The sequence below is a fragment of the Burkholderia sp. GbtcB21 genome (assembly GCF_019091065.1).
GTDB classification, from domain to species: domain Bacteria; phylum Pseudomonadota; class Gammaproteobacteria; order Burkholderiales; family Burkholderiaceae; genus Burkholderia; species Burkholderia pyrrocinia_C.
The window spans coordinates 20,132-39,746 of sequence record NZ_JAGXKA010000025.1 but is presented as its reverse complement, the minus strand read 5'-3'; the positions used below and the strand labels follow the sequence as shown (position 1 = coordinate 39,746).

Below are 19,615 nucleotides of genomic sequence, written 5' to 3'. Positions count from 1 at the left end.
TCGGGCCAACGCCCTTTCCGCGAGCCGGACGGCGTGCGACTGTGCGCCGCCCGGACGCCCCGATGCGCCTCCACCGTCACGGGCCGCCGCCGGCGCCTGCCGCGCCAGACGACCGCCCCCTTCACCCGCTGCCCGCGCGGGTCGCGCGCGCCGCGCTGTTCGCGGCGCTGCTCGTCGTATGTGCGGCCGTCGCCGCAGCGCTGCCCGCCGCTGCACCCGCAGCCGCGCGCCCGGTCGTCGTGATCCCCATCAACGGCGCGATCGGGCCGGCCAGCGCCGACTTCATCGTTCGCTCGCTCGATCGCGCCGCACGCGAGCACGCGCCGCTCGCGATCCTGCAGCTCGACACGCCGGGCGGCCTCGACACGTCGATGCGGCAGATCATCAAGGCCATCCTCGGCTCGCCGGTGCCGGTCGCCGCATTCGTCGCGCCGGGCGGCGCGCGGGCCGCGAGCGCGGGCACCTACATCGTCTATGCGAGCCACTTCGCGGCGATGGCGCCCGGCACCAATCTCGGCGCGGCGTCGCCCGTGCAGTTCGGCATCGGCGGCGGCGCGCCGGCGCCGGGCACCAACCCCGCTGCGCCGCGAGCGCCGCCGGCCGGGACGCCGGGTGCATCGGGAGCCTCGGGCACGTTGCCGGTCGCGCTGCCGACCGACACGCAATCGACCGAAATCCGCAAGGCGATGCAGGACTCCGCCGCCTACATCCGCGGCCTCGCGCAGTTGCGCGGGCGCAATGCCGAATGGGCCGAGCGCGCGGTGCGCGAGGCCGTCAGCCTGTCGGCGACCGAGGCGCGCGCGCAGCACGTCGTCGACCTGATCGCGCAGGATCCGGCCGACCTCGCGCGCCAGCTCGACGGCCACAGCGCGACGACCACCGCCGGCACGCTGCGGCTCGCGACCGCGCATGCGCCGCTCGTCGTGGTCCTACCCGACTGGCGCAGCCGCTTCCTGTCGATCATCACCGATCCGAATGTCGCGCTGATCCTGCTGACGATCGGCATCTACGGCCTCTTCTTCGAATTCGCGAACCCCGGCTTCGTGCTGCCGGGCGTCGCCGGCACGATCTGCCTGCTGATCGGGCTGTTCGCGATGCAGTTGCTGCCGATCAGCTATGCGGGTCTCGGCCTCGTGCTGCTCGGTCTCGGCTGCCTGGTGGCCGAAGCGTTCCTGCCGACCTTCGGCGTGCTCGGTTTCGGCGGAATCGTGTCGTTCACGATCGGCGCGCTGATGCTGATCGATACCGAAGTGCCCGGCTACGGGATTCCGTGGCCCGTGATCGCGAGCCTCGCGCTCGGCGGCGGGCTGCTCGTCGCGGGCGTGTCGAGCGTTGCGCTGAGCGCACGGCGGCGGCCGGTCGTGACGGGCGCCGAGGCGATGGTCGGCAGCATCGGCGAAGTGCTCGACGACGGCCTGTGCGCCGACCAGCCGTACGGCGCGGCCGGCCCCGCGCCATCGGCCGCGGGCTGGGCGCGCGTGCATGGCGAGCGCTGGCGCGTCGCGAGCAGCGTGCCGCTCGCCGCGGGCTGCCGCGTGCGCGTCACCGGCCGCCAGGGATTGCTGCTCACCGTCTCACCGCTCTACGACGTGCCGGTTCAGGAACAACAACACCACGGAGAACCAACATGATGGGCTACACCTTCGGCTTCAGCAGCGTCCTGATCGTCTTCGTCGTGGTGCTCGTCGCGTCGTCGATCCGCATCTTCCGCGAGTACGAGCGCGGCGTGGTGTTCATGCTCGGCCGGTTCTGGAAAGTGAAGGGCCCGGGGCTCGTGCTGATCATCCCGATCGTCCAGCAGGTCGTGCGGATCGACCTGCGCACCGTCGTGTTCGACGTGCCGCCGCAGGACGTGATCACGCGCGACAACGTGTCGGTGAAGGTGAATGCGGTGGTGTATTTCCGCGTCGTCGATCCGGAGAAGGCCGTGATCCAGGTCGCGCGCTTCTTCGACGCGACGAGCCAGCTCTCGCAGACGACGCTGCGCTCGGTGCTCGGCAAGCACGAGCTCGATGCGCTGCTGGCCGAGCGCGAACAACTGAATGCCGACATCCAGAAGACGCTCGACGCGCAGACCGATGCGTGGGGGATCAAGGTATCGACGGTCGAGATCAAGCACGTCGACCTGAACGAGACGATGGTGCGCGCAATCGCGCGGCAGGCCGAGGCCGAGCGCGAGCGGCGCGCGAAGGTGATTCATGCGGAAGGCGAATTGCAGGCATCGGAGAAGCTGCTGCAGGCCGCGCAGCGGCTCGCGCAGGAGCCGCAGGCGATGCAGCTGCGCTATCTGCAGACGCTGACGACGATCGCGGCGGACAAGAACTCGACGATCGTGTTTCCGCTGCCGGTCGATTTTCTGGGGGCGATGCTGGAGCGGCTGGGCAAGCCGCACGAGCGCTGACACGCGCGTTTCCCGGCCCGCGCGACGCGGCCGTCGATCCCGCCGGACGCAGGGCCGCGACGGCCCGGCGCCCGGCGTACGGTGCATACGTCAGGCCAGCAGCTTGCGCTCGGTCTTGCCGTACTTGATCGACTTCTCGTCCGGGATCATCAGGCCCGTGTGCTCGTCGCGGCCCTGCAGCAGGAAGCGTGCGTCCGGCTTGCCGATCTGCTCGGCCGCGAGCTTGCTGTCCGCGCCGATCTCGCCCTTCTTCATCCGGTTGACGATCACGCCGGCCGCGGTGTCCTTGAAGTCGCGCAGCATCCACGCGTCGCCGTCGCTATCGCCGAACACCAGCAGCGGGCCGTAGCCCTTCTTCGATTCGAGCACGTTGCGGATGCCCACCGTCTTGCCCGGGCCGTAGTTGAAGTGCCAGCCGTCCGGGTAGTGGCTGACGTACTTGCCGTCGCGCATGTCGAGACGCAGGCCGATCACGTTCTCCGGCGGCACGCCGTAGCCGTAGTTCGGGTGGCCGGCGAACACGCGCACGACATCGTCGATCGATGCGGTGCTCACGTACACGTCGATGCCGTTCGCGCGCAGCGTATGCATCACCGCGCGGATCTCCTCGTGAATGCGGATACCGTGGAAATGCGTCGCGGCGACGACGCCCGCCTTGCCCGGCAGCGTCTTCGGGCTTTCATACTTCACCTTGCGCAGCGCGTCGCCGATGCCGTAGTTGTTCGACGCTTGCGCCATCGCCTGCAGCTCGGCGGTCGTCATGTTCTTGTAGAAGTAGATGATCCACTTGTAGCCGATCTCGAGCGGATGCGTATCGCAGATCGCGTCGTACATGTAGTACAGCTTCGCGCGGAAATCCTTGAACTGATCGGTCTCGCGAATCTCGTCGAGGCTCTTGCCGCCGCCGAAGCCCTGGTAGTTCGCGTAGAGCCAGCGATAGTCGGATTCGACGTCGGCGGCGAGGTCCTCCATCGTCACCGGCTTGCCGTCCACCGTCGTGTAGTCCTTCGCGAACGCGCCCTTCGGCACGTCCTTCCACATCACGTCGACGAATTCGTCCGGCGTCAGCTTGTACTGCAGATGGTTGATCTGGTACATCAGCAACGCCTCTTCGCAGTCGTTCATGATGCACGTGTTGTCCCAGTCGAACACCGCGTACGGGCGGCGCTTTGCGTCGTAGCGCGCGCTCGCGACGCCGTGCCGGTCGAGCACCGCCTGCAGGCGCGCGGCATTGAACGGCGACCAGCGGCCCGGGTCCAGCGCATCCGGCGCGGTGGCGCTCTTCGCGTCGGCCGTGCCGGCCTTGAGCAGCAGCGACGTCGCGGCGGTCGCCGCGGCAAGGGTATTCATGAACTTGCGGCGTTGCATGGTCTCTCTCTCCGTGGGGTGTCGAATCGGTTTCGGTCGCTATCCCGCGCGGCGCACCGGCGGCTCATCGACGCAGCGAAGCCGGGACGGCTCCGAACTGGGGGCGGATGATGTGACGAAATTATTTCGACAATATGACGGCGTCTCGCCAAGACGCGACGGGGAATTGATCCGGTGCGACCTGCCGGGTCGTCACGACGCGGCTGCACGCGCCGCCATCCGGGTCGGCGCCGGGACTGCTCGTGCCGGCCTCCGGACGACGCCCCCTCGGTCGGAGGCCGGGCCGCCAATCGTGCAACGGGCCGATGCACGATTTCGTCGGGGTGAGTCGATTCGGAACCCGCGTTCAGTACCCTGCTTCGCGCTGATGCCGTATCGCGAGAATCGCGACGCCTTCATCGTCGACCCGGTACATCACCACATATCCGCTATCGCCGAAATCGATCGGCCATTCGCGAAACACGGTGTCGAGTTCGTCGACCGGGCGCCCGAGTCGAGGCTGTTGAACGAGCACATTGACGCCGGCGCGAATCGCCTTGATCGCGCGACGCGCGGCGGCCGGATCCTGATCGGCGAGAAAACGATGAAGACGGACAATCGCTTGCTGGGCGGGTCGAGTCCAGATCAGTCGTGACACTCGGGCGGCTCCGCTGCTTCACCGGCCTCGAGCTTCTCGAGGTATGCGTCCATTTCCTCATGCGTCGCATGCAGGCCCGTCGACTGATAGTCTTCCCATGCCTGCATCGCTTCCTGCCTGAATGATTCGCGCTTTTCCTCGCGCTCCACATACTGGGCGATGGCCTCGCGCATGATCCAGTGCGGCGTGCGGCGGCGCTGCTCGGCCAGATGACGCACGCGATCCTGAAGGGTCGGATCGAGTTTGATCGAAGTTGCCATGATGACGAGTATCCAGAGGTATTACCTTTGAATAGTTTAGGCTCGTCCCCGCTCGAAAAGCAAATCCCGGCACGCTAGAGCGTCCCCTCCATTTCCCTCATTCATTAGGACAAATCCTCATCCCAGGGAGCTGGCGAGCGTCACGGAACCGTCTATGATGATTACATTGTTCAATGGCACATTAAATGCTGACCAAATAACCCGCAACTGCGATGCCGGCGGGCGCGTTCGAGATCAGCGACCCTCTGGAGACGCATCATGGCCGACCACCACCCGCTGCCGGAAGTCCACCTCGACGAGCTGCCGCAATTCCGCGCGGTCCAGCAGCTTGCCTACCGCTGCGTCGAAACCGTCGGTGCGATGCTCTACCCCGGCATCACCGAGAAGGAGGCCGCGCGCCTGCTGACCGAATGGCTGCAGGACAACGGCGTGCACGACTGGCTGCACAAGCCGTTCGCGTGGTTCGGCGACCGCACCGCGTTCGAGGGCTTCTCGGGCCTCAAGCACATGGGCGGCTTCAATCTCGCGTTCTTCCCGAGCAACCGGCAGCTCGAAACCGACATGCCGGTGATCCTCGACGTCGCGCCCGTGCTCGACGGCATCGTGGCCGACGTCGGCTACGCGCACTGCCTCGGCGAGAACCCGATCCTCGAACAGTTGCAGGACGACCTGATGGACCATCGCGACATGATCGTGCGGCTCGTGAAGGCGCGCCGATCGATGGCCGAGGTCGCGCAGGAAGTCGACGCGCTGTGCCGCCGCCAGGGCGTCGAGCCGCGCCACAAGGCCTATCCGTTCAAGGTGCTCGCGCATCGCGTCGCGAAGATCCACAAGCTGTCGAAGCCGCGCTTCGTCGCGCGTTTCGGGCTGAACGCGACGCGCAACCTGCTGCTCGACCAGGGCCGCGCGGCGAAGCAGCAAGGCTGGTCGCCGCTGTGGTCGATCGACCGCCGCTCCGAGCACGCGCCCGTGCCGGGCCTGTGGGCCGTCGAGCCGCATCTCGGCTTCGCCGGCGTCGGCGCGAAATTCGAAGAGCTGCTCGTGATCACCGAAGACGATGCGTACTGGCTCGACGAAGACCTGCCGCACGTGCGCCGCTGGCAGCGCCGCCAGGCCGAACGCGCGCAGGCCGCCGCGACCGTGCCGGCCGCCGCCTGACGCACCCGCGCCTTTCCTCCCGAATCCCTGAACGACGGACTCACGATGCAGCCTCTTTCCGACGAAGCGCCGCTGGCCCTGTTCGAATCGGTTCATAACGAAACGGCGGTCGCCTCGGGTGACCTGACGCTCGCGGTCAAGACCTGGGGCGACCCGGCCCGTTCGCCGGTCGTGCTCGTGCACGGTTATCCCGACGACAGCAGCGTCTGGCGGCACGTCGCGCCGCTGCTCGCGCGCAAGCACTACGTGATCGCATATGACGTGCGCGGCGCGGGACTGTCCGGCGTGCCGAAGCGCACGGCCGACTACCACCTCGCGAAGCTGACCGACGACTTCGTCGCGGTGATCGATGCGCTCTGCCCCGGCCGCGCGGTACACCTGATCGCGCACGACTGGGGCTCGATCCAGGGCTGGGAATTCGTCACCGATCCGCGCCTTTCCGGCCGCATCGCGTCGTACACGTCGTGCTCGGGGCCGTGCCTCGACCACGTCGGCTTCTGGCTGCGCGAACGCGTGCTGCGCCCCACGCCCGCGTCGCTGGCCAAGCTGGGCGGCCAGCTCGTGCGGTCGTGGTACGTGTACCTGTTCCACCTGCCGTTCATCCCCGAGCTAGGCTGGCGGCTGTGGCTTGGCCGCGCATGGCCGCGCCTGCTGCGCCGCCTCGAAAAGACGCCCGCCGCGCCGCGCGCGACGCAGGCCGACGACGGCGCGCACGGCGTGCGCCTCTATCGCGCGAACTTCATCCGCTGCCTGTTCGCGCCGCGCGAACGCTACGCGCATGCGCCCGTGCAGACGATCGTGCCGCTCGGCGACAAGTACGTGAGCCCCGCGCTGTCCGAGAACCTGTCGCGCTGGGTACCGCAGTACTACCGGCGCGAGGTTGCGGCCGGCCACTGGCTGCCGCTCGCCGATCCCGCGCGCTTCGCGGATCTCGCCGGGCAACTGATCGACGCGGTCGAATCGGGCCACGAACCACCCGCGCTCGCGAATGCACGCCGCCGCGCAACGAGCGGGCGCTTCAGCGGCAAGGTCGCAGTCGTCACCGGCGCGGGCAGCGGCATCGGCCGCTGCGCGGCGCTCGCATTCGCACGCGAAGGCGCGACGGTCGTCGCCTGCGACATCGATATCGCGAGCGCCGAGCGCACCGCGCTGCTGATCGGGCTGACCGGCGCGCAGGCGCACGCGAAGCGCGTCGACGTCGGGTCCGCCGACGAGATGGAAGCGCTCGCGGCATGGGTCGGCAGCGAACTCGGCGGCGCGGACGTCGTGATCAACAACGCGGGCATCGGCATGGCCGGCGGCATCCTCGACACGAGCACGCGGCACTGGGAGCGCATCCTGCACGTGAACCTGTGGGGCGTGATCCACGGCTCGCGGCTGTTCGCGCAGCAGATGGCCGCGCGCGGCACCGGCGGCCACATCGTCAACACCGCGTCGGCCGCCGCGTTCGGGCCGTCGCGCGACCTGCCCGCGTACGCGACGACCAAGGCCGCCGTGCTGATGCTCAGCGAATGCATGCGCGCGGAACTCGCGGAAAAGGGCATCGGCGTGACGGCCGTGTGCCCCGGTTTCGCGGAAACCGGAATCATGGCGTCGACGCAATACGCGGGCGCCAACGCGCAGGACGAAGCGCGGCTGCGCAAGCGCGCGACGAAGCTGTACCAGATGCGCGGCCTGAAACCCGAGACCGTCGCGCAGGCGATGGTCGACGGCGTGCTGCGCAACCGCCCCGTCGTCGCGGTCGGCGGCGAGGCGCACGCGATGCGCCTGGTCGGCCGCTTCATGCCGTGGCTCGGCCGGATGATCGCCCGCGTCAGCATGGCATCGCATTGACGGCGCATGACGCCGCACAGGGAGACAGACACAAATGACCGCTACCGCCGACTACCACAAGATCAAGGCCCGGCACGTGAAGTTCAACTTCAGCGACACGCCGATCACCTGGGTGCCGAACGATCCGGGCAGCACCCACATCATCAACACGCTGAACCTGCTGTTCCCGGAAGGCGAACTGTGGTTCTGCCGCGTGTACAACAAGGCGCTGCCGCTGATCTCCGATGCACGCCTGCGCGACGAGGCCGAAGGCTTCCTGCGGCAGGAAGCCGTGCATTCGCGTTCGCACGGCGGCGTGCTCAAGCACTACTACGACCGACACGGGATCGACACGAAGCCGTTCACGCAGAAGCTCAACCGGCTGTTCACGCGCGCGCTCGGCGAACAGCCGCTCGGGCTGAAGATCGGCCATACGCGTTTCTGGCTGCGGCAGCAGCTCGCGGTGATCGCGTCGCTCGAGCATTTCTTCGGCTATCTCGGCAACTGGGTGCTCAACGCGCACGCGCTCGACGAAGGCCGTGCCGACCCGACGATGGTCGACCTGCTGCGCTGGCACGGCGCCGAGGAAGTCGAGCACCGCACCGTCGCGTTCGACATCTACCGGCACCTGGGCGGCACCTATCCGGAGCGCTGCGTGCACATGGCGTTCGTGATCCTGCTGCTGCTCTACTACATCACGACCGGCGCGAAGTTCATGTACAGACGCGACCCGGCGGCCGGCCGCTACCCGGGCTTCGTGCTCGCGTGGTGGCAGGGCTCGCGGCGCGGGCACCTGCCGTCGTTCTGGAAGGTGATCGGCGCGGCGCTGCGCTATTTCAAGCCGGGCTATACGCCGCATCACGAAGGCTCGACCGAGCAGGCGCTCGAATACCTCGCGCGCTCGCCGGCCGCGCAGGCGGCCGCGCACGGCGGCAACTGGCGCACCACGAAGGGCGCGTAACCGGGTTTCCGGCGGGCGCGGCGGGCGGCGCCCGCCGAAATGCGTACAATCGCGGCTTCATTTCCCGGAGGTGCCGCGATGGCCATGAAGAAAACCGATCTAGAAAAGAACAAGGCGCTCAAGCTGACGCACGCGATGAAGCAGTCGGGCGCCGCCCGTTTCGGCAAGGGCGCCGAAGACGCGGCAAAGCTCGACCGCCGCGCGCAGCGCAAGCTCGACCAGGAACAAGGGCTCGTGCCGTTTGCGTGCAAGCTCAACGCCGAGCTCGTCGAGCAGCTGAAGGCGCGCGCGGCCACGCATCCCGAAGGGATGACGGGCCTGCTGTCCGAACTGCTCGTGAACGGTCTCGCGCAACGCGACGCGTAACCGCCACGCCTCTCGAAAATGTCGTTGACAGCGCCGCGCTGCCACGACACACTCGTTCGCATGCCTACGTTCAAGCTCATCGCCATCGCGAATCATTGCCCGGTGAACATTCGAAAGAATGGATCACGGGAGGCGCTTGTGCGTTAGCAATCGAGCAGTACCGCATGTCACACAAGGCCTCGCCGGAAACGGATGAGGCCTTTTTGTTCTGGTGCGCGTCATCCGTCCGGCTCACTGAATGGAGAAGACGATGGACCAGGCAAGCCAGCTGTTTGACCGTCCCGACCGGCGCCGCGCCGGCACGATCGCATTACCGACCGTCGTGATCCGTTTCGCGGTCGCGCCGCGCACGACGATGACCTGGCGCGCGCCGCAAGACGCGGAAATCCGCGCACACGGCGCGGCGCTGTGGATCACGCGCCCGCCGAGCGTCGACGACTACTGGGTGCAGCCCGGCGACGTGCTGCGCATCGCACGCGGCGACCGCATCTGGCTCAGCACCGATGCCGACCGATCGGCCGAAGCGTCGATCACGACCGCCTACGTGCGGCGCGGCGAGCGCTTCAGACGCACGCTCGCGCAAGTGCAACGTTTGCTCGTCGGGGTATGGAGAAGGAGTGGATGATTGACGCGCCGTCACGCACGCGAGACGCGGAACGGCCGCGACCGGAAACAGACGCACCTGCGGCGCTAACCGCCGCAGGTGCGCATCGAATGACGCGGCACGCCAATGCGTGCCGCGAGCGATCGCGCGCCGTGCGCAGCTATCGGATGCAGTAGGTGCATCAGGTGCTGGCGGCGAGACGCGGGCCCGTGCTTCGGGGAGTTGAATCGAGCTCGGGGCGTAGCGCAGCCTGCGAGGTCACCCACGGATCGATGCCCTGCTTCTGCACCTCTTCGAGGAATGACACACGTGTACGCCAGTAATCCGCCTGTAATTTCGCATCGATGACGCGCTGTTCCGCAGTGAACAGTTCCATGCGCGCCGTCACGAGCATCGACGCAGCGGTTTTTTCCGGCGTGGGGGCGTGTCGCATCGCCCAACGGCTGATCCAGTTCAACATGCTGACCTCCGTGATTACGGACGAACCCGCATCGGGCAATCGCAATCGGCCGTGCCTGCCCAAACGCGCAACGGCCTTGACCGCCATTCACCGCCTGGCCTGCACGGACTGCGACTCCCCCGCGTCGGCAATTACCGGCCGGCGTGTGCATGCGCGGTGTATCTATCCTAGAAAGACTTGCCGGTTTATGCGATGGGGTCTTGCAATCTTTTACACAGAAACCACAGTCGCCCACGCATCGCGAAATGACAGTTGCGGGCGGGACGGCTTCGGCGCAGGATAGCTCGTTATCTGCGACTGCCCGGACTGACGAATGGCTGCTGCACGCCGCTGCGCTCTCGCATCGGCCATGCACGCGCGTCCGCGCGCACGTCATCGTGCACGTCATGCCTGCACCGTATTCGTGCAGCATGCGTGCGCTCCGTTTCAGTCGAATGTCATCGCGTGCCGGCCGCGCGCAATGTGGCCGACGTGCCGTTGCGCATGCATCGGCCGGCCCCCGCCTGTTCGTCACGCTCCCGTTTTTACCCTTTCCGCCTGCCCGTTCCGCCCGAACCGGTAAAATGCGCGCCTTCGTCGCGCGGCCGGGCTGCCAGACCGTTCGCGCGCAGGCAGTCGATCGTGCCCTCCAACTATATCGTCCGAGCTATCCGCGCTATTACAATCCGCCGATAGCCGGGCAATAGTGGCTGGTTACATTAAGCCGGCCGCTGCCTTTACAACAATTCGGCACAACAAGCAACACGACAACCCGACCGGAGAAACGCCCTAATGGAATCCATCAAGCGGTATTTCGGCTTCGCTGAAGCCGGCACCGACTTCCGCACCGAAATACTCGCGGGCGTCACCACGTTCCTGACGATGGCCTACATCATCTTCGTCAACCCCGCGATCCTCGGCGACGCCGGCATGCCGAAGGAATCCGTGTTCGTCGCGACCTGCCTCGTCGCGGCGCTGGCTTCGATCATCATGGGGCTGTATGCGAACTACCCGATCGCATGTGCGCCGGGCATGGGCCTGAACGCGTATTTCGCGTACACGGTCGTCAAGGGCATGGGCTTCACGTGGCAGGCCGCGCTCGGCGCTGTGTTCATCTCCGGCTGCCTGTTCCTGCTCGTCACGCTGTTCCGCGTGCGCGAGGCGATCGTCAACGGCATTCCGAAATCGCTGCGGATCTCGATCACCGCCGGCATCGGCCTGTTCCTCGGCATCATCTCGCTGAAGACGTCGGGCGTGATCGTCGGCAGCCCGGCCACGCTCGTCACGCTCGGCGACCTGCACAAGCACGACACGATCCTCGCGATCGTCGGCTTCTTCACGATCGTCACGCTCGACCATCTGCGCGTGCGCGGCGCGATCCTGATCGGCATCATCGGCGTCACGATCCTGTCGTTCTTCTTCGGCGACAACCAGTTCCACGGCGTGTTTTCCGCACCGCCGTCGATCGACGCGACGCTGTTCAAGCTCGACATCGGCGCCGCGCTGTCGACCGGCATCATCAACGTGATCCTGGTGTTCTTCCTCGTCGAGCTGTTCGACGCGACGGGCACGCTGATGGGTGTCGCGAACCGCGCGGGCCTGCTCGTCGAAGGCAAGATGAACCGCCTGAACAAGGCGCTGCTCGCCGACAGCACGGCGATCGTCGCGGGCTCGGTGCTCGGCACGTCGTCGACCACCGCGTATATCGAGAGCGCATCGGGCGTGCAGGCCGGCGGCCGCACGGGCATGACGGCGATCACCGTCGCGGTGCTGTTCCTCGCGTGCCTGTTCATCGCGCCGCTCGCCGGCGTCGTGCCGGGCTACGCAACGGCACCGGCGCTGCTGTACGTGTCGTGCCTGATGCTGCGCGAGATGGTCGACGTGCCCTGGGACGATGCGACGGAAGCCGTGCCGGCCGCGCTGACCGCGCTGCTGATGCCGTTCACGTACTCGATCGCGAACGGCGTCGCGTTCGGCTTCATCGCGTACGGCGGCCTCAAGCTGCTGACGGGCCAGGCCCGCACGGTCAAGCCGATCGTGTGGATCATCGCGGCCGTGTTCCTGTTCCGCTACTTCTATCTCGGCAGCGAATGACGGATGCGCTTCGGCGCGATGCTCAATGAGAAACGCCACCTTCGGGTGGCGTTTTTGTTTGCGAATGCGCCCGGCGCGGACGACGCCGCGTCATGTACCCGCCTCCCCCAGCACCCAGCGCGCAAAGGTCTGCAGCGGCCCGTCGCCAAGATCCAGCGCTTCGGGCAGCACGAGACAGAAGCGCTTGACCACGCCCCGACCGTCCGGCCAGGGCGCGGCGAGCAACCCTTGCGTAATCTCGGTATCGACATACAGCCGCGGCACCAGCGCAACGCCGAGCCCGGCCTGGGCCGCCGCGATCAGCATCGAGTAAAGATCGTAGCGCGCGCCGGCGGCCGGATTGCTCACCGGCACCCCCGTCTCCTGCACGTAAGCCGACCACGCGTCGGGCGTCTGGCGCTTGTGAAGGCGCGGCAGCGTGCCCAGCAACGCGTCCGGATGCCCGCCCGCGAGCAGCGACGGGTGGCAGACCGGCACCAGCACCTCCTCGCATAGCCGGTACGTATGCATGCCGGCCCAGGCAGGATGCTCGAAGTGAATCGCTGCGTCGAATCCGCTGCCGGCCAGCACGAACGGATCCGCGCGATCCGCGAAATGCACCGTGATGTTCGGATGCTGCGCCTGGAACCGCTTGAGCCGCGGAATCAGCCAGCGCGTCGCAAACGTCGGCGTCACGGCGATATCGACGCTGCCGCCGTCGCCGGGCTGCCCCATCATGTACTGGCTGTCGCGCTCGAGCCGGTCCAGCACTTCGCGAACCTGCGCCGCATAGCGCGCGCCGTTCGGTGCAACCCGAACGCGGTTGCCGACACGCTCGAACAGCGCCACGCCGAGAAACGTCTCCAGCCGGCCGATCTGCCTGCTGATCGCCCCTTCCGTCAACGCCAGTTCGTCGGCGGCGCGCGCGAAGCTGCCGTGCCGCGCCGCGGCCTCGAATGCCATCAATGCCGAATTGCTCGGAATCCTGCGTCGCGTCACGATTGCTCCCGGTCCGACGGTCGTCGGTCAAAGCTTGACCAAATATCAATGAATGGTGACGAATTGTCGTTTTTCGCCACTACAGCGCCTGATTATCATGACAAAAACTCAACCAGTCGAGCGGCGATCAATCCCGAAGGCCGCTTGCTCCCCGTGGAGGCGTGATGATCTATGCCGTTGAATGCAGCTTCGCCGACCGTGCCACCGAAGCCGAGTGGAACGATTTCTACAGCCGGATCAAACTTCCGGCGCTGATCTCCGTATCCGGCTTCCACACGTCGCAACGCTTTCGCGCCCTCGGCGGCGACGGCCCCGTCTACCTCGCGCTTCACACGATCGACAGCCCCGACGTGCTGACGTCGGCCGAGTATCGCGACAAGGGCGGCGGCAATTTCGCGCGCTGGCAGCCGCATATCGTCGAGTGGCGACGCAACGTGTACGACGGCGCAGCACCCGCGCCGACCGTGTCCGGCCATCAGTGGCTGGCCGTGTGCGACGACGCTGCCCCATTCGCGCGAGCGGGCATCGCAGCCAGCGCGATTCATGCGATCGCGCTGGACCGCCAGCCGGCCCATCGCTGGCTGGCCGTCCTGACGCACGATCAGGCGCGGCTCGCGTCCGAGCCGTCCGACACCGCGATCCGGCTCTACGCGCCGATGGGCGACCAGCTCGTCGGCGCGCCGGTGTCGGCGGCCGCACGCTGACGGGAGCCCTGTCATGCCCAGCGTCACGATTTTCATCCCCGAGGCGAGCATGCCGTCGAACGCCGCACTCGACGCGCTCTCGTCGGCCTGCGCGACCCTCTGCACCGACGTGTTGCGGGCTGCACCCGGCACGGTCCATGTCGTTCATGTCCCGGTCAGGCACGGCTGCGGACATCCCGTCAGCGCGGAGATCCGCTATCGCCTCGAATCATTTCGCACCACTGAGTTAATGGACCGATTCATGACCGAGCTGGATCGCGAAATTCTCCGCCACACCGGATTCGTCGCACGCATCCGCTGCTTCGGCTACGACACGATCCACCTTCACGCCCGACATTGATCCATGAGCGAACCACTTCCCTGCTTCCCGTTCCCGTTCCGCCGGATCGGCGATTTCTCGGTCACCGCGATAAGCGACGGCACGCTGACGGCCGGCCTCGACTTGCTTTCGAACATCGCGCTCGACGACGCGACCGGCATCATGCACCGGGCAGGCATCCACACGCCGTCCAGCGTGAACATCAACTGTTACGTGATACGCGGGAACGGCCGCACCGTGCTTGTCGATGCCGGCGCCGGCGGCATCCGGAACTGGGGAGGCCGCCTGATTCCGTCGCTGTCGCGAGCCGGCATCGATACGCGCGACATCGACACGATCCTGCTGACGCACGCGCATCCCGACCACATCGGCGGCCTGCTCGACGCGAGCGGGCAGCCGGCCTTTCCGGATGCGGAGGTGGTCATTCACGAACGGGAACGCGCGTTCTGGCTGGACGATGAATCGTACGATCGCGCGAATGAGCGAGCTCGCGTCAACTTCCGGATCGCGCGGCACACTTTCGACGTCTATCGGGCGAAGCTGCGCACCATCGAAGCAGGCGACGTGCTGCCCGGCATCGTAGCCGTGCCGCTGCCGGGGCATACGCCCGGTCACACTGGCTACCTCATCGAATCGTGTGGCGAGCGCCTACTGATCTGGGGCGATCTCGTGCATTTCGCGCCGATTCAGGTGGCTCGCCCGGACGTCTCGATCGCGTTCGACCACGATCCGTCGCAGGCGTTTGCGACGCGCGCGGCAACACTCGCCGAGGCCGCTTCGGACAACCTGCTGATTGCGGGAATGCACCTCGCCGAAGCCGGCTTCGCACGCATCGCGCGAACGAACGGCGAAACAGGTGGCACGTATGCGCTCACCGGGGCGGACTGAGCGAAGCGGAACAACGGGCACGCCATCGCACCGCACGACGATCGAATCGGCCGCGCATCAGGCGGCGTCAGCGTGCGGTCGAACGAGCATGCGCCGATACGACACGGGCGCCGGTATTCGGCGCCCGCTCAGTCGCTGTCCGGTCGTCCGGCTCAGCGCCAGTTCGCCTCGTAGAAGCGCACATAACCGCTGCGCAGCGTCACGCATTGCGCGCGCGTCTCCGACAGCAGGCGCCGTGCGGCCGCCTCGATGCGATCGCGGTGCTGGTCGAATGCGCCGACCATGTCCTCGAAGCGCGGCGATGCCGCACCGAAGTGGTCTTCCAGCGCCTCGGCAGTGATCTGGCATTGGACGCGCTCGCCATTGACCAGCGCCGTGAACCCAAGCATCAGGTCGCGCCCCGAATATTCAGGCTTCTCGTTCGTGAAATGGATCTGCATGAAGCCGCCTCGACCGGTAGAACACGAATGACCGCGTCCGTCGTCCGCTACCGGCCGGACGAAATCTACGCGGGCTCGCCAGCGGAAGCACCGTCCGCGGGGTATGGCGCGGACAATGCCTGCTGGTTGCTTTCCACTTTAGACGGTTTCGCGCAGGAGACAAATTTTCCGGCATGCGTCGTTCCGACGCGCATTTCATCAGATCAGCGCGGCATCCGGCACCGTTTCGGAAACGGGCATCAGTGCGGATCGGTGGGCCAGACGTTGAGCGCGATCGCGGCCGTCGTGACGCCCACCGCAATCGCAGCCGCCCCGTATCGCACCGCATCGGTCAGATCGAACAGCAACCCGTGGATCGCCACGGCTATGCCGCCCAGCATGATGAAGGTGGCGATGGCCGCCAGCACGACTCTCAGTTCCGTCCGAACCATGATGCGTCTCCCGAACGGATGCATGTCGCGTCGCATGCATGTTGCGATGCGGAACACGGCGCGTGCGTGTTCCATTTCCATCATTGCATGCGGCCATTTAAAAGCAAGTGGATTTTGTTCGCGGTCGCATATCGCACGTGGCGCTTGTATGATGATGCGTACCCGGATGGTCGGCCTTCGTGCCCGATGGTGCGCCGCAAGCGAAACGTGGATTCCGCAGAGGGTTTCGGCGATATGGCTTCGGCAAGTACCGCGGCACGGGATTGGCCGATCGAGGAGCATGGGGCCCGAGTAAGCGCTGAAGCGCTGACCGAGGCCGACCGCGAAGCATGGGACCAGAGTAAGCGCTGAAGCGCCAACTCTGGTCGACAGGAGACAAGTCATGCCGCAACCCTTCGTGCTGCCCGCCACCGCGGGTCGCACCGACCTGCTCGCGCAGGCGCATGCGCGTTCGACCGCGGTCGGCCTGCGCGCGCACGAGCGCCCCGATTTCTCGGCGCTGTCGCGCACCGCGCTGCGCGAACTGCTCGATACGAATCACGCACTGTTCTCGCACGCCCGCCCGGTGATGGAGAACCTCCACGCGCAAATCGCCGACACGCAAAGCCTCGTGCTGCTGACCGACGCCGACGGCGTGATCCTGCACAGCATCGGCGACGCGGACTTCATCGAGAAAGCCAACCGCGTCGCGCTGTGCACCGGCGTGTCGTGGGCCGAAGGCGCGCGCGGCACCAACGCGATCGGCACCGCGCTCGCATCGGGCCAGGCCGTCGCGGTGCACGGCGCCGAACACTTCCTGCGCGCCAATCACATCCTCACCTGCTCGTGCGCGCCGATCTTCGATCCGTTCGGCCGCACGCTCGGCACGCTCGACGTCAGCGGCGACCCGCGCGGCTCGAGCCCGCATACGCTCGCGCTCGTGCGAATGTCCGCGCAGCTGATCGAAAACCACCTGTTCGCGAACCAGTGTGCGGAAGCGTTGCGGCTGCGCTTTCACGCGCACGAGGATTGCGTCGACTCGCTGTTCGCGGGGCTCGTCGCGTTCGGCCCCGACGGCGGGCTGATCGCCGCGAACCGCAGCGCACAATTCCAGCTCGGCGCACCGTTCGATGCATTGCAGCACCAAGGCTGCGACGCGCTGTTCGGCATGCGCTTCGGCCAGCTCGCGCAGCAGGCGGCGCGCGCGCCCGGCGCGACGTTCCGCCTCACGCTGTCGACCGGCGTACGCGTACTCGCGCGCTGCGAATTCGCGGAAGCGCAGCGCGCGACCGTCGCCGTCACGCCGCCCGCACCGGCCGCGCGCGTGCGCGCACCGGACCCCGACGCGATCACGTTCGCGACGCTCGACACCGGCGACGCGCGCATGGCTGCCGTGCTCGAACGCGTCGCGAAGATCCGCGGGCGCGACCTGCCGCTGCTGATCCTCGGCCAGACCGGCACCGGCAAGGAATGGCTCGCCCGCGCGCTGCACCAGGCCTCGCCGCGCGCGGACGGCCCGTTCGTCGCGGTCAACTGCGCGGCACTGCCCGATTCGCTGATCGAGGCCGAACTGTTCGGCTATGAGGACGGCGCGTTCACGGGCGCGCGCAAGCGCGGCAGCCCCGGCAAGATCGCGCAGGCCGACGGCGGCACGCTGTTTCTCGACGAGATCGGCGACATGCCGCTCGCGCAGCAGGTCAGGCTGATGCGCGTGCTGCAGGAACGCGCGGTGATGCCGCTCGGCGGCGCGCGCGCGGTGCCGGTCGACGTGCGCGTGGTCTGCGCGACCCATCGCGACCTGCGCGCGATGATCGCCGAAGGCACGTTCCGCGAAGACCTGTTCTACCGGATCAACGGGCTCGCGGTCACGCTGCCGGCGCTCGCCGCGCGTACCGACCTGCCCGCGCTCGTCGACCGGATTCTCGCGCGGCTCGCCCGCAGCGAGCCGATGCCGCGCCGCATCGCGGCCGACGTGCTCGACGCGTTCACGCGCCACCGCTGGCCCGGCAACCTGCGGCAGATGACCAACGTGCTGCGCACGGCCGGCATGCTCGCCGAAGACGAAGCCGAAATCACGCTCGCGCATTTGCCCGACGATTTCTGGCTCGACTGCGACGATGCGACGGCGGCACCCGCTGCGGCGGCCGCGACCGCACCGGCCGACCCGCGCGAAGGAACGACGCTGCAACGCCATCAGGCCGCGGTGATCGACGCGGTGCTCGCGCGGCACGGCGGCAACGTGTCGGCGGCTGCGCGCGAGCTCGGCCTCGCGCGCAATACCGTGTACCGGTACCTGCGCCGGCACTGATACCCGCGGCCGGCGGGCGCCGGCCGCAGGCGGCTTCGGGTATGCTTGGCGCGTTGCCCGATCCGCCGCCCGCTTCAGCCATGACCACCCCGGAACACCCTCCTCTCGTGCGCATCGAGCCGCTCGGCACGACCTTCGATGCGCCCGACTCGCTGACGCTGCTCGAGGCCGCCGCATTCGCGCGCGTGTCGCTGCCGCGCTCGTGCCGCAACGGCACGTGCCGAAGCTGCCTTTGCCGGATCGTCAGCGGCAGCGTACGCTATACGATCGAATGGCCGGGGTTGAGCCGCGAGGAAAAGGCCGACGGCTATACGCTGCCGTGCGTGGCCGTCGCGACGTCCGACCTCGTGCTCGACGTGCCCGACGCGGTCATGCTCGACTAGACGCGGCGCACGGTCGCGCGCGCCGTCCTGCAACGGTTGATCCTGCATGGAGAACGTGATGACCCAGCAAACCGATCGCGTCGAAAAGCAGACCCTGCTCGCGGCATCGCCCGACCGCGCCTGGGAAGCCGTCAGCAATTCCGGGGAATTCGGCCACTGGTTCGGCGTCACGTTCGACGGGCCGTTCGCGGCCGACCAGCCGCTGTTCGGCCGCATCACGCCGACGCGCGTCGACGACGACATCGCCAAGGCACAGGAGCCCTATGCGGGCACTGTGTTCGAAATCGTCGTCGACCGCATCGAGCCGAAGCAACTGTTCTCGTTTCGCTGGCATCCGTTCGCGATCGATCCGAACTTCGATTACACGTCCGAGCCGATGACGCTCGTCACGTTCACGCTTGCCCCACAGGCCGGCGGCACGCTGCTGACGGTCACCGAAACGGGTTTCGACCAGTTGATCGAGGCGCGTCGCGCGAAGGCGCGCGAGATGAACGATCAGGGCTGGGCCGCGCAGATGATGCTGATCACGAAATATCTGGCGAAGCACGCATAACGCGCCGCGATGCCGCACGCCGCTGCCGACATGCGAATCGACGTGCGTGGCATAATCCGCTCCATCCTCGCCCATACGCCGCCGCACATCGCATGCTGAGTCGTCGTCTCCGGAAGATCGGCAGTCTGATCGGGATGCTCGCCATCCTGATGACGGCGCTCGCGCCGACGATCTCGCAGGCGCTGACAACGCAAGGCCGCGTCGATGCGCTGCTGGCCGGCTACTGCACGGCCGCGCCGACCACCGGCGACCGCTCCGCCGATTCGTCGTCGAAGAGCCTGCAGGCTCACCTCCAGGCATGCGGCTACTGCAGCCTGCTTGCCCATACGCCCGCACTGCCCGCACCCGAACTGACGTTCGCGGCCAACGTGCGCGTCATCCAGCACCGCGAAGCGACCCGCTTCGACAGCCTGCGCCGCGCGCTGCCGCTCACGGCCGCGCAGCCGCGCGCCCCTCCGCTCGCGTCCTGAACCGTCGTCGTCACGCGTGATGCCGTAGCGCATCGCGCGGTCCGCGCACGCCACCGGCGTGC

22 protein-coding genes are annotated in these 19,615 nt (G+C 67.4%); 15 read left to right on the top strand and 7 right to left on the bottom strand.

The genetic code is table 11. The annotated features are described in order from the left end of the window. Positions 1-62 precede the first annotated feature (62 nt). Positions 63-1,631 (top strand): nodulation protein NfeD, encoded by a 1,569-nt coding sequence (locus KVT39_RS33810; RefSeq protein ID WP_217591108.1) that lies wholly within the window; start codon positions 63-65, stop codon positions 1,629-1,631. Beyond that, positions 1,628-2,401 (top strand): slipin family protein, encoded by a 774-nt coding sequence (locus KVT39_RS33805; protein ID WP_034180634.1) that lies wholly within the window; start codon positions 1,628-1,630, stop codon positions 2,399-2,401. The genes KVT39_RS33810 and KVT39_RS33805 overlap by 4 nt, the downstream gene beginning before the upstream one ends. Before the next feature lie 90 nt (positions 2,402-2,491). Here the strand turns inward: KVT39_RS33805 and KVT39_RS33800 are convergent, their stop codons facing one another. From KVT39_RS33800 to KVT39_RS33790, 3 genes are all read right to left on the bottom strand, one after another. Continuing rightward, on the bottom strand, positions 2,492-3,769 hold the full coding sequence (locus KVT39_RS33800; protein WP_175747231.1) for an HAD family hydrolase: 1,278 nt from the start codon (positions 3,767-3,769) through the stop codon (positions 2,492-2,494). Positions 3,770-4,115: 346 nt separating this feature from the next. Further along, complete coding sequence (locus KVT39_RS33795; RefSeq protein ID WP_131946292.1) at positions 4,116-4,406, bottom strand: type II toxin-antitoxin system RelE/ParE family toxin; 291 nt, start codon at positions 4,404-4,406, stop codon at positions 4,116-4,118. Next, positions 4,394-4,666, bottom strand: a complete 273-nt coding sequence (locus tag KVT39_RS33790) for a CopG family ribbon-helix-helix protein (protein ID WP_034180637.1) — start codon at positions 4,664-4,666, stop codon at positions 4,394-4,396. The genes KVT39_RS33795 and KVT39_RS33790 overlap by 13 nt, the downstream gene beginning before the upstream one ends. A gap of 258 nt (positions 4,667-4,924) precedes the next feature. Here KVT39_RS33790 and KVT39_RS33785 point away from each other — a divergent pair, with 258 nt between their 5' ends. The 5 genes from KVT39_RS33785 to KVT39_RS33765 all read left to right on the top strand — a co-directional run bounded on the left by KVT39_RS33785 (position 4,925) and on the right by KVT39_RS33765 (position 9,588). Next, positions 4,925-5,824 carry a M24 family metallopeptidase gene (locus KVT39_RS33785; protein WP_217591107.1) on the top strand — a complete coding sequence of 300 codons (900 nt, stop codon included), beginning with the start codon at positions 4,925-4,927 and terminating at the stop codon, positions 5,822-5,824. Between the two features lie 45 nt (positions 5,825-5,869). Next, the gene (locus tag KVT39_RS33780; RefSeq protein WP_034180639.1) at positions 5,870-7,657 is read left to right on the top strand and encodes an SDR family oxidoreductase; all 1,788 of its coding nucleotides are present in this window, start codon (positions 5,870-5,872) and stop codon (positions 7,655-7,657) included. Between the two features lie 34 nt (positions 7,658-7,691). Beyond that, positions 7,692-8,597: a metal-dependent hydrolase gene (locus tag KVT39_RS33775; protein ID WP_217591106.1), complete on the top strand. Its 906-nt coding sequence runs from the start codon at positions 7,692-7,694 to the stop codon at positions 8,595-8,597. A 78-nt stretch (positions 8,598-8,675) separates the two neighbouring features. Continuing rightward, on the top strand, positions 8,676-8,963 hold the full coding sequence (locus KVT39_RS33770; protein WP_105392205.1) for a hypothetical protein: 288 nt from the start codon (positions 8,676-8,678) through the stop codon (positions 8,961-8,963). A gap of 250 nt (positions 8,964-9,213) precedes the next feature. Then, entirely contained in the window at positions 9,214-9,588 is a 375-nt protein-coding gene (locus KVT39_RS33765) for a DUF2917 domain-containing protein (RefSeq protein ID WP_105392206.1), read from the top strand. A gap of 160 nt (positions 9,589-9,748) precedes the next feature. Here the strand turns inward: KVT39_RS33765 and KVT39_RS33760 are convergent, their stop codons facing one another. Further along, on the bottom strand, positions 9,749-10,027 hold the full coding sequence (locus tag KVT39_RS33760) for a hypothetical protein (protein ID WP_072441829.1): 279 nt from the start codon (positions 10,025-10,027) through the stop codon (positions 9,749-9,751). A 771-nt stretch (positions 10,028-10,798) separates the two neighbouring features. Here KVT39_RS33760 and KVT39_RS33755 point away from each other — a divergent pair. Continuing rightward, entirely contained in the window at positions 10,799-12,100 is a 1,302-nt protein-coding gene (locus KVT39_RS33755) for an NCS2 family permease (protein ID WP_047902602.1), read from the top strand. Between the two features lie 90 nt (positions 12,101-12,190). Here KVT39_RS33755 and KVT39_RS33750 read toward each other — a convergent pair whose 3' ends face one another. Further along, positions 12,191-13,042, bottom strand: coding sequence for a LysR substrate-binding domain-containing protein (locus tag KVT39_RS33750; protein ID WP_217591105.1), 852 nt, complete (start codon positions 13,040-13,042; stop codon positions 12,191-12,193). A 200-nt stretch (positions 13,043-13,242) separates the two neighbouring features. Here KVT39_RS33750 and KVT39_RS33745 point away from each other — a divergent pair, with 200 nt between their 5' ends. The 3 genes from KVT39_RS33745 to KVT39_RS33735 are packed head-to-tail and all read left to right on the top strand — an operon-like array spanning position 13,243 to position 14,989. Continuing rightward, complete coding sequence (locus KVT39_RS33745; protein ID WP_217591104.1) at positions 13,243-13,782, top strand: sugar ABC transporter; 540 nt, start codon at positions 13,243-13,245, stop codon at positions 13,780-13,782. Positions 13,783-13,795: 13 nt separating this feature from the next. Further along, the gene (locus KVT39_RS33740; RefSeq protein ID WP_105392210.1) at positions 13,796-14,122 is read left to right on the top strand and encodes a hypothetical protein; all 327 of its coding nucleotides are present in this window, start codon (positions 13,796-13,798) and stop codon (positions 14,120-14,122) included. A 3-nt stretch (positions 14,123-14,125) separates the two neighbouring features. Beyond that, entirely contained in the window at positions 14,126-14,989 is an 864-nt protein-coding gene (locus tag KVT39_RS33735; protein WP_217591103.1) for an MBL fold metallo-hydrolase, read from the top strand. Between the two features lie 152 nt (positions 14,990-15,141). Here the strand turns inward: KVT39_RS33735 and KVT39_RS33730 are convergent, their stop codons facing one another. Both KVT39_RS33730 and KVT39_RS33725 read right to left on the bottom strand, forming a co-directional pair. After that, entirely contained in the window at positions 15,142-15,429 is a 288-nt protein-coding gene (locus tag KVT39_RS33730) for a DUF1488 domain-containing protein (protein ID WP_034180648.1), read from the bottom strand. A gap of 239 nt (positions 15,430-15,668) precedes the next feature. Continuing rightward, positions 15,669-15,944 (bottom strand): DUF2964 family protein, encoded by a 276-nt coding sequence (locus KVT39_RS33725; protein WP_235212474.1) that lies wholly within the window; start codon positions 15,942-15,944, stop codon positions 15,669-15,671. Between the two features lie 298 nt (positions 15,945-16,242). On the opposite strand from KVT39_RS33725, the gene KVT39_RS33720 reads away from it, so the two are divergent. From KVT39_RS33720 to KVT39_RS33705, 4 genes are all read left to right on the top strand, one after another. Then, entirely contained in the window at positions 16,243-18,147 is a 1,905-nt protein-coding gene (locus tag KVT39_RS33720) for a sigma-54-dependent Fis family transcriptional regulator (protein WP_217591102.1), read from the top strand. 80 nt (positions 18,148-18,227) lie between these two features. Beyond that, entirely contained in the window at positions 18,228-18,530 is a 303-nt protein-coding gene (locus tag KVT39_RS33715; RefSeq protein ID WP_034180650.1) for a 2Fe-2S iron-sulfur cluster-binding protein, read from the top strand. 58 nt (positions 18,531-18,588) lie between these two features. Beyond that, the gene (locus KVT39_RS33710; protein WP_217591101.1) at positions 18,589-19,083 is read left to right on the top strand and encodes an SRPBCC family protein; all 495 of its coding nucleotides are present in this window, start codon (positions 18,589-18,591) and stop codon (positions 19,081-19,083) included. A 92-nt stretch (positions 19,084-19,175) separates the two neighbouring features. Continuing rightward, positions 19,176-19,553 (top strand): DUF2946 domain-containing protein, encoded by a 378-nt coding sequence (locus KVT39_RS33705; RefSeq protein WP_105392213.1) that lies wholly within the window; start codon positions 19,176-19,178, stop codon positions 19,551-19,553. Positions 19,554-19,615: the final 62 nt, after the last annotated feature.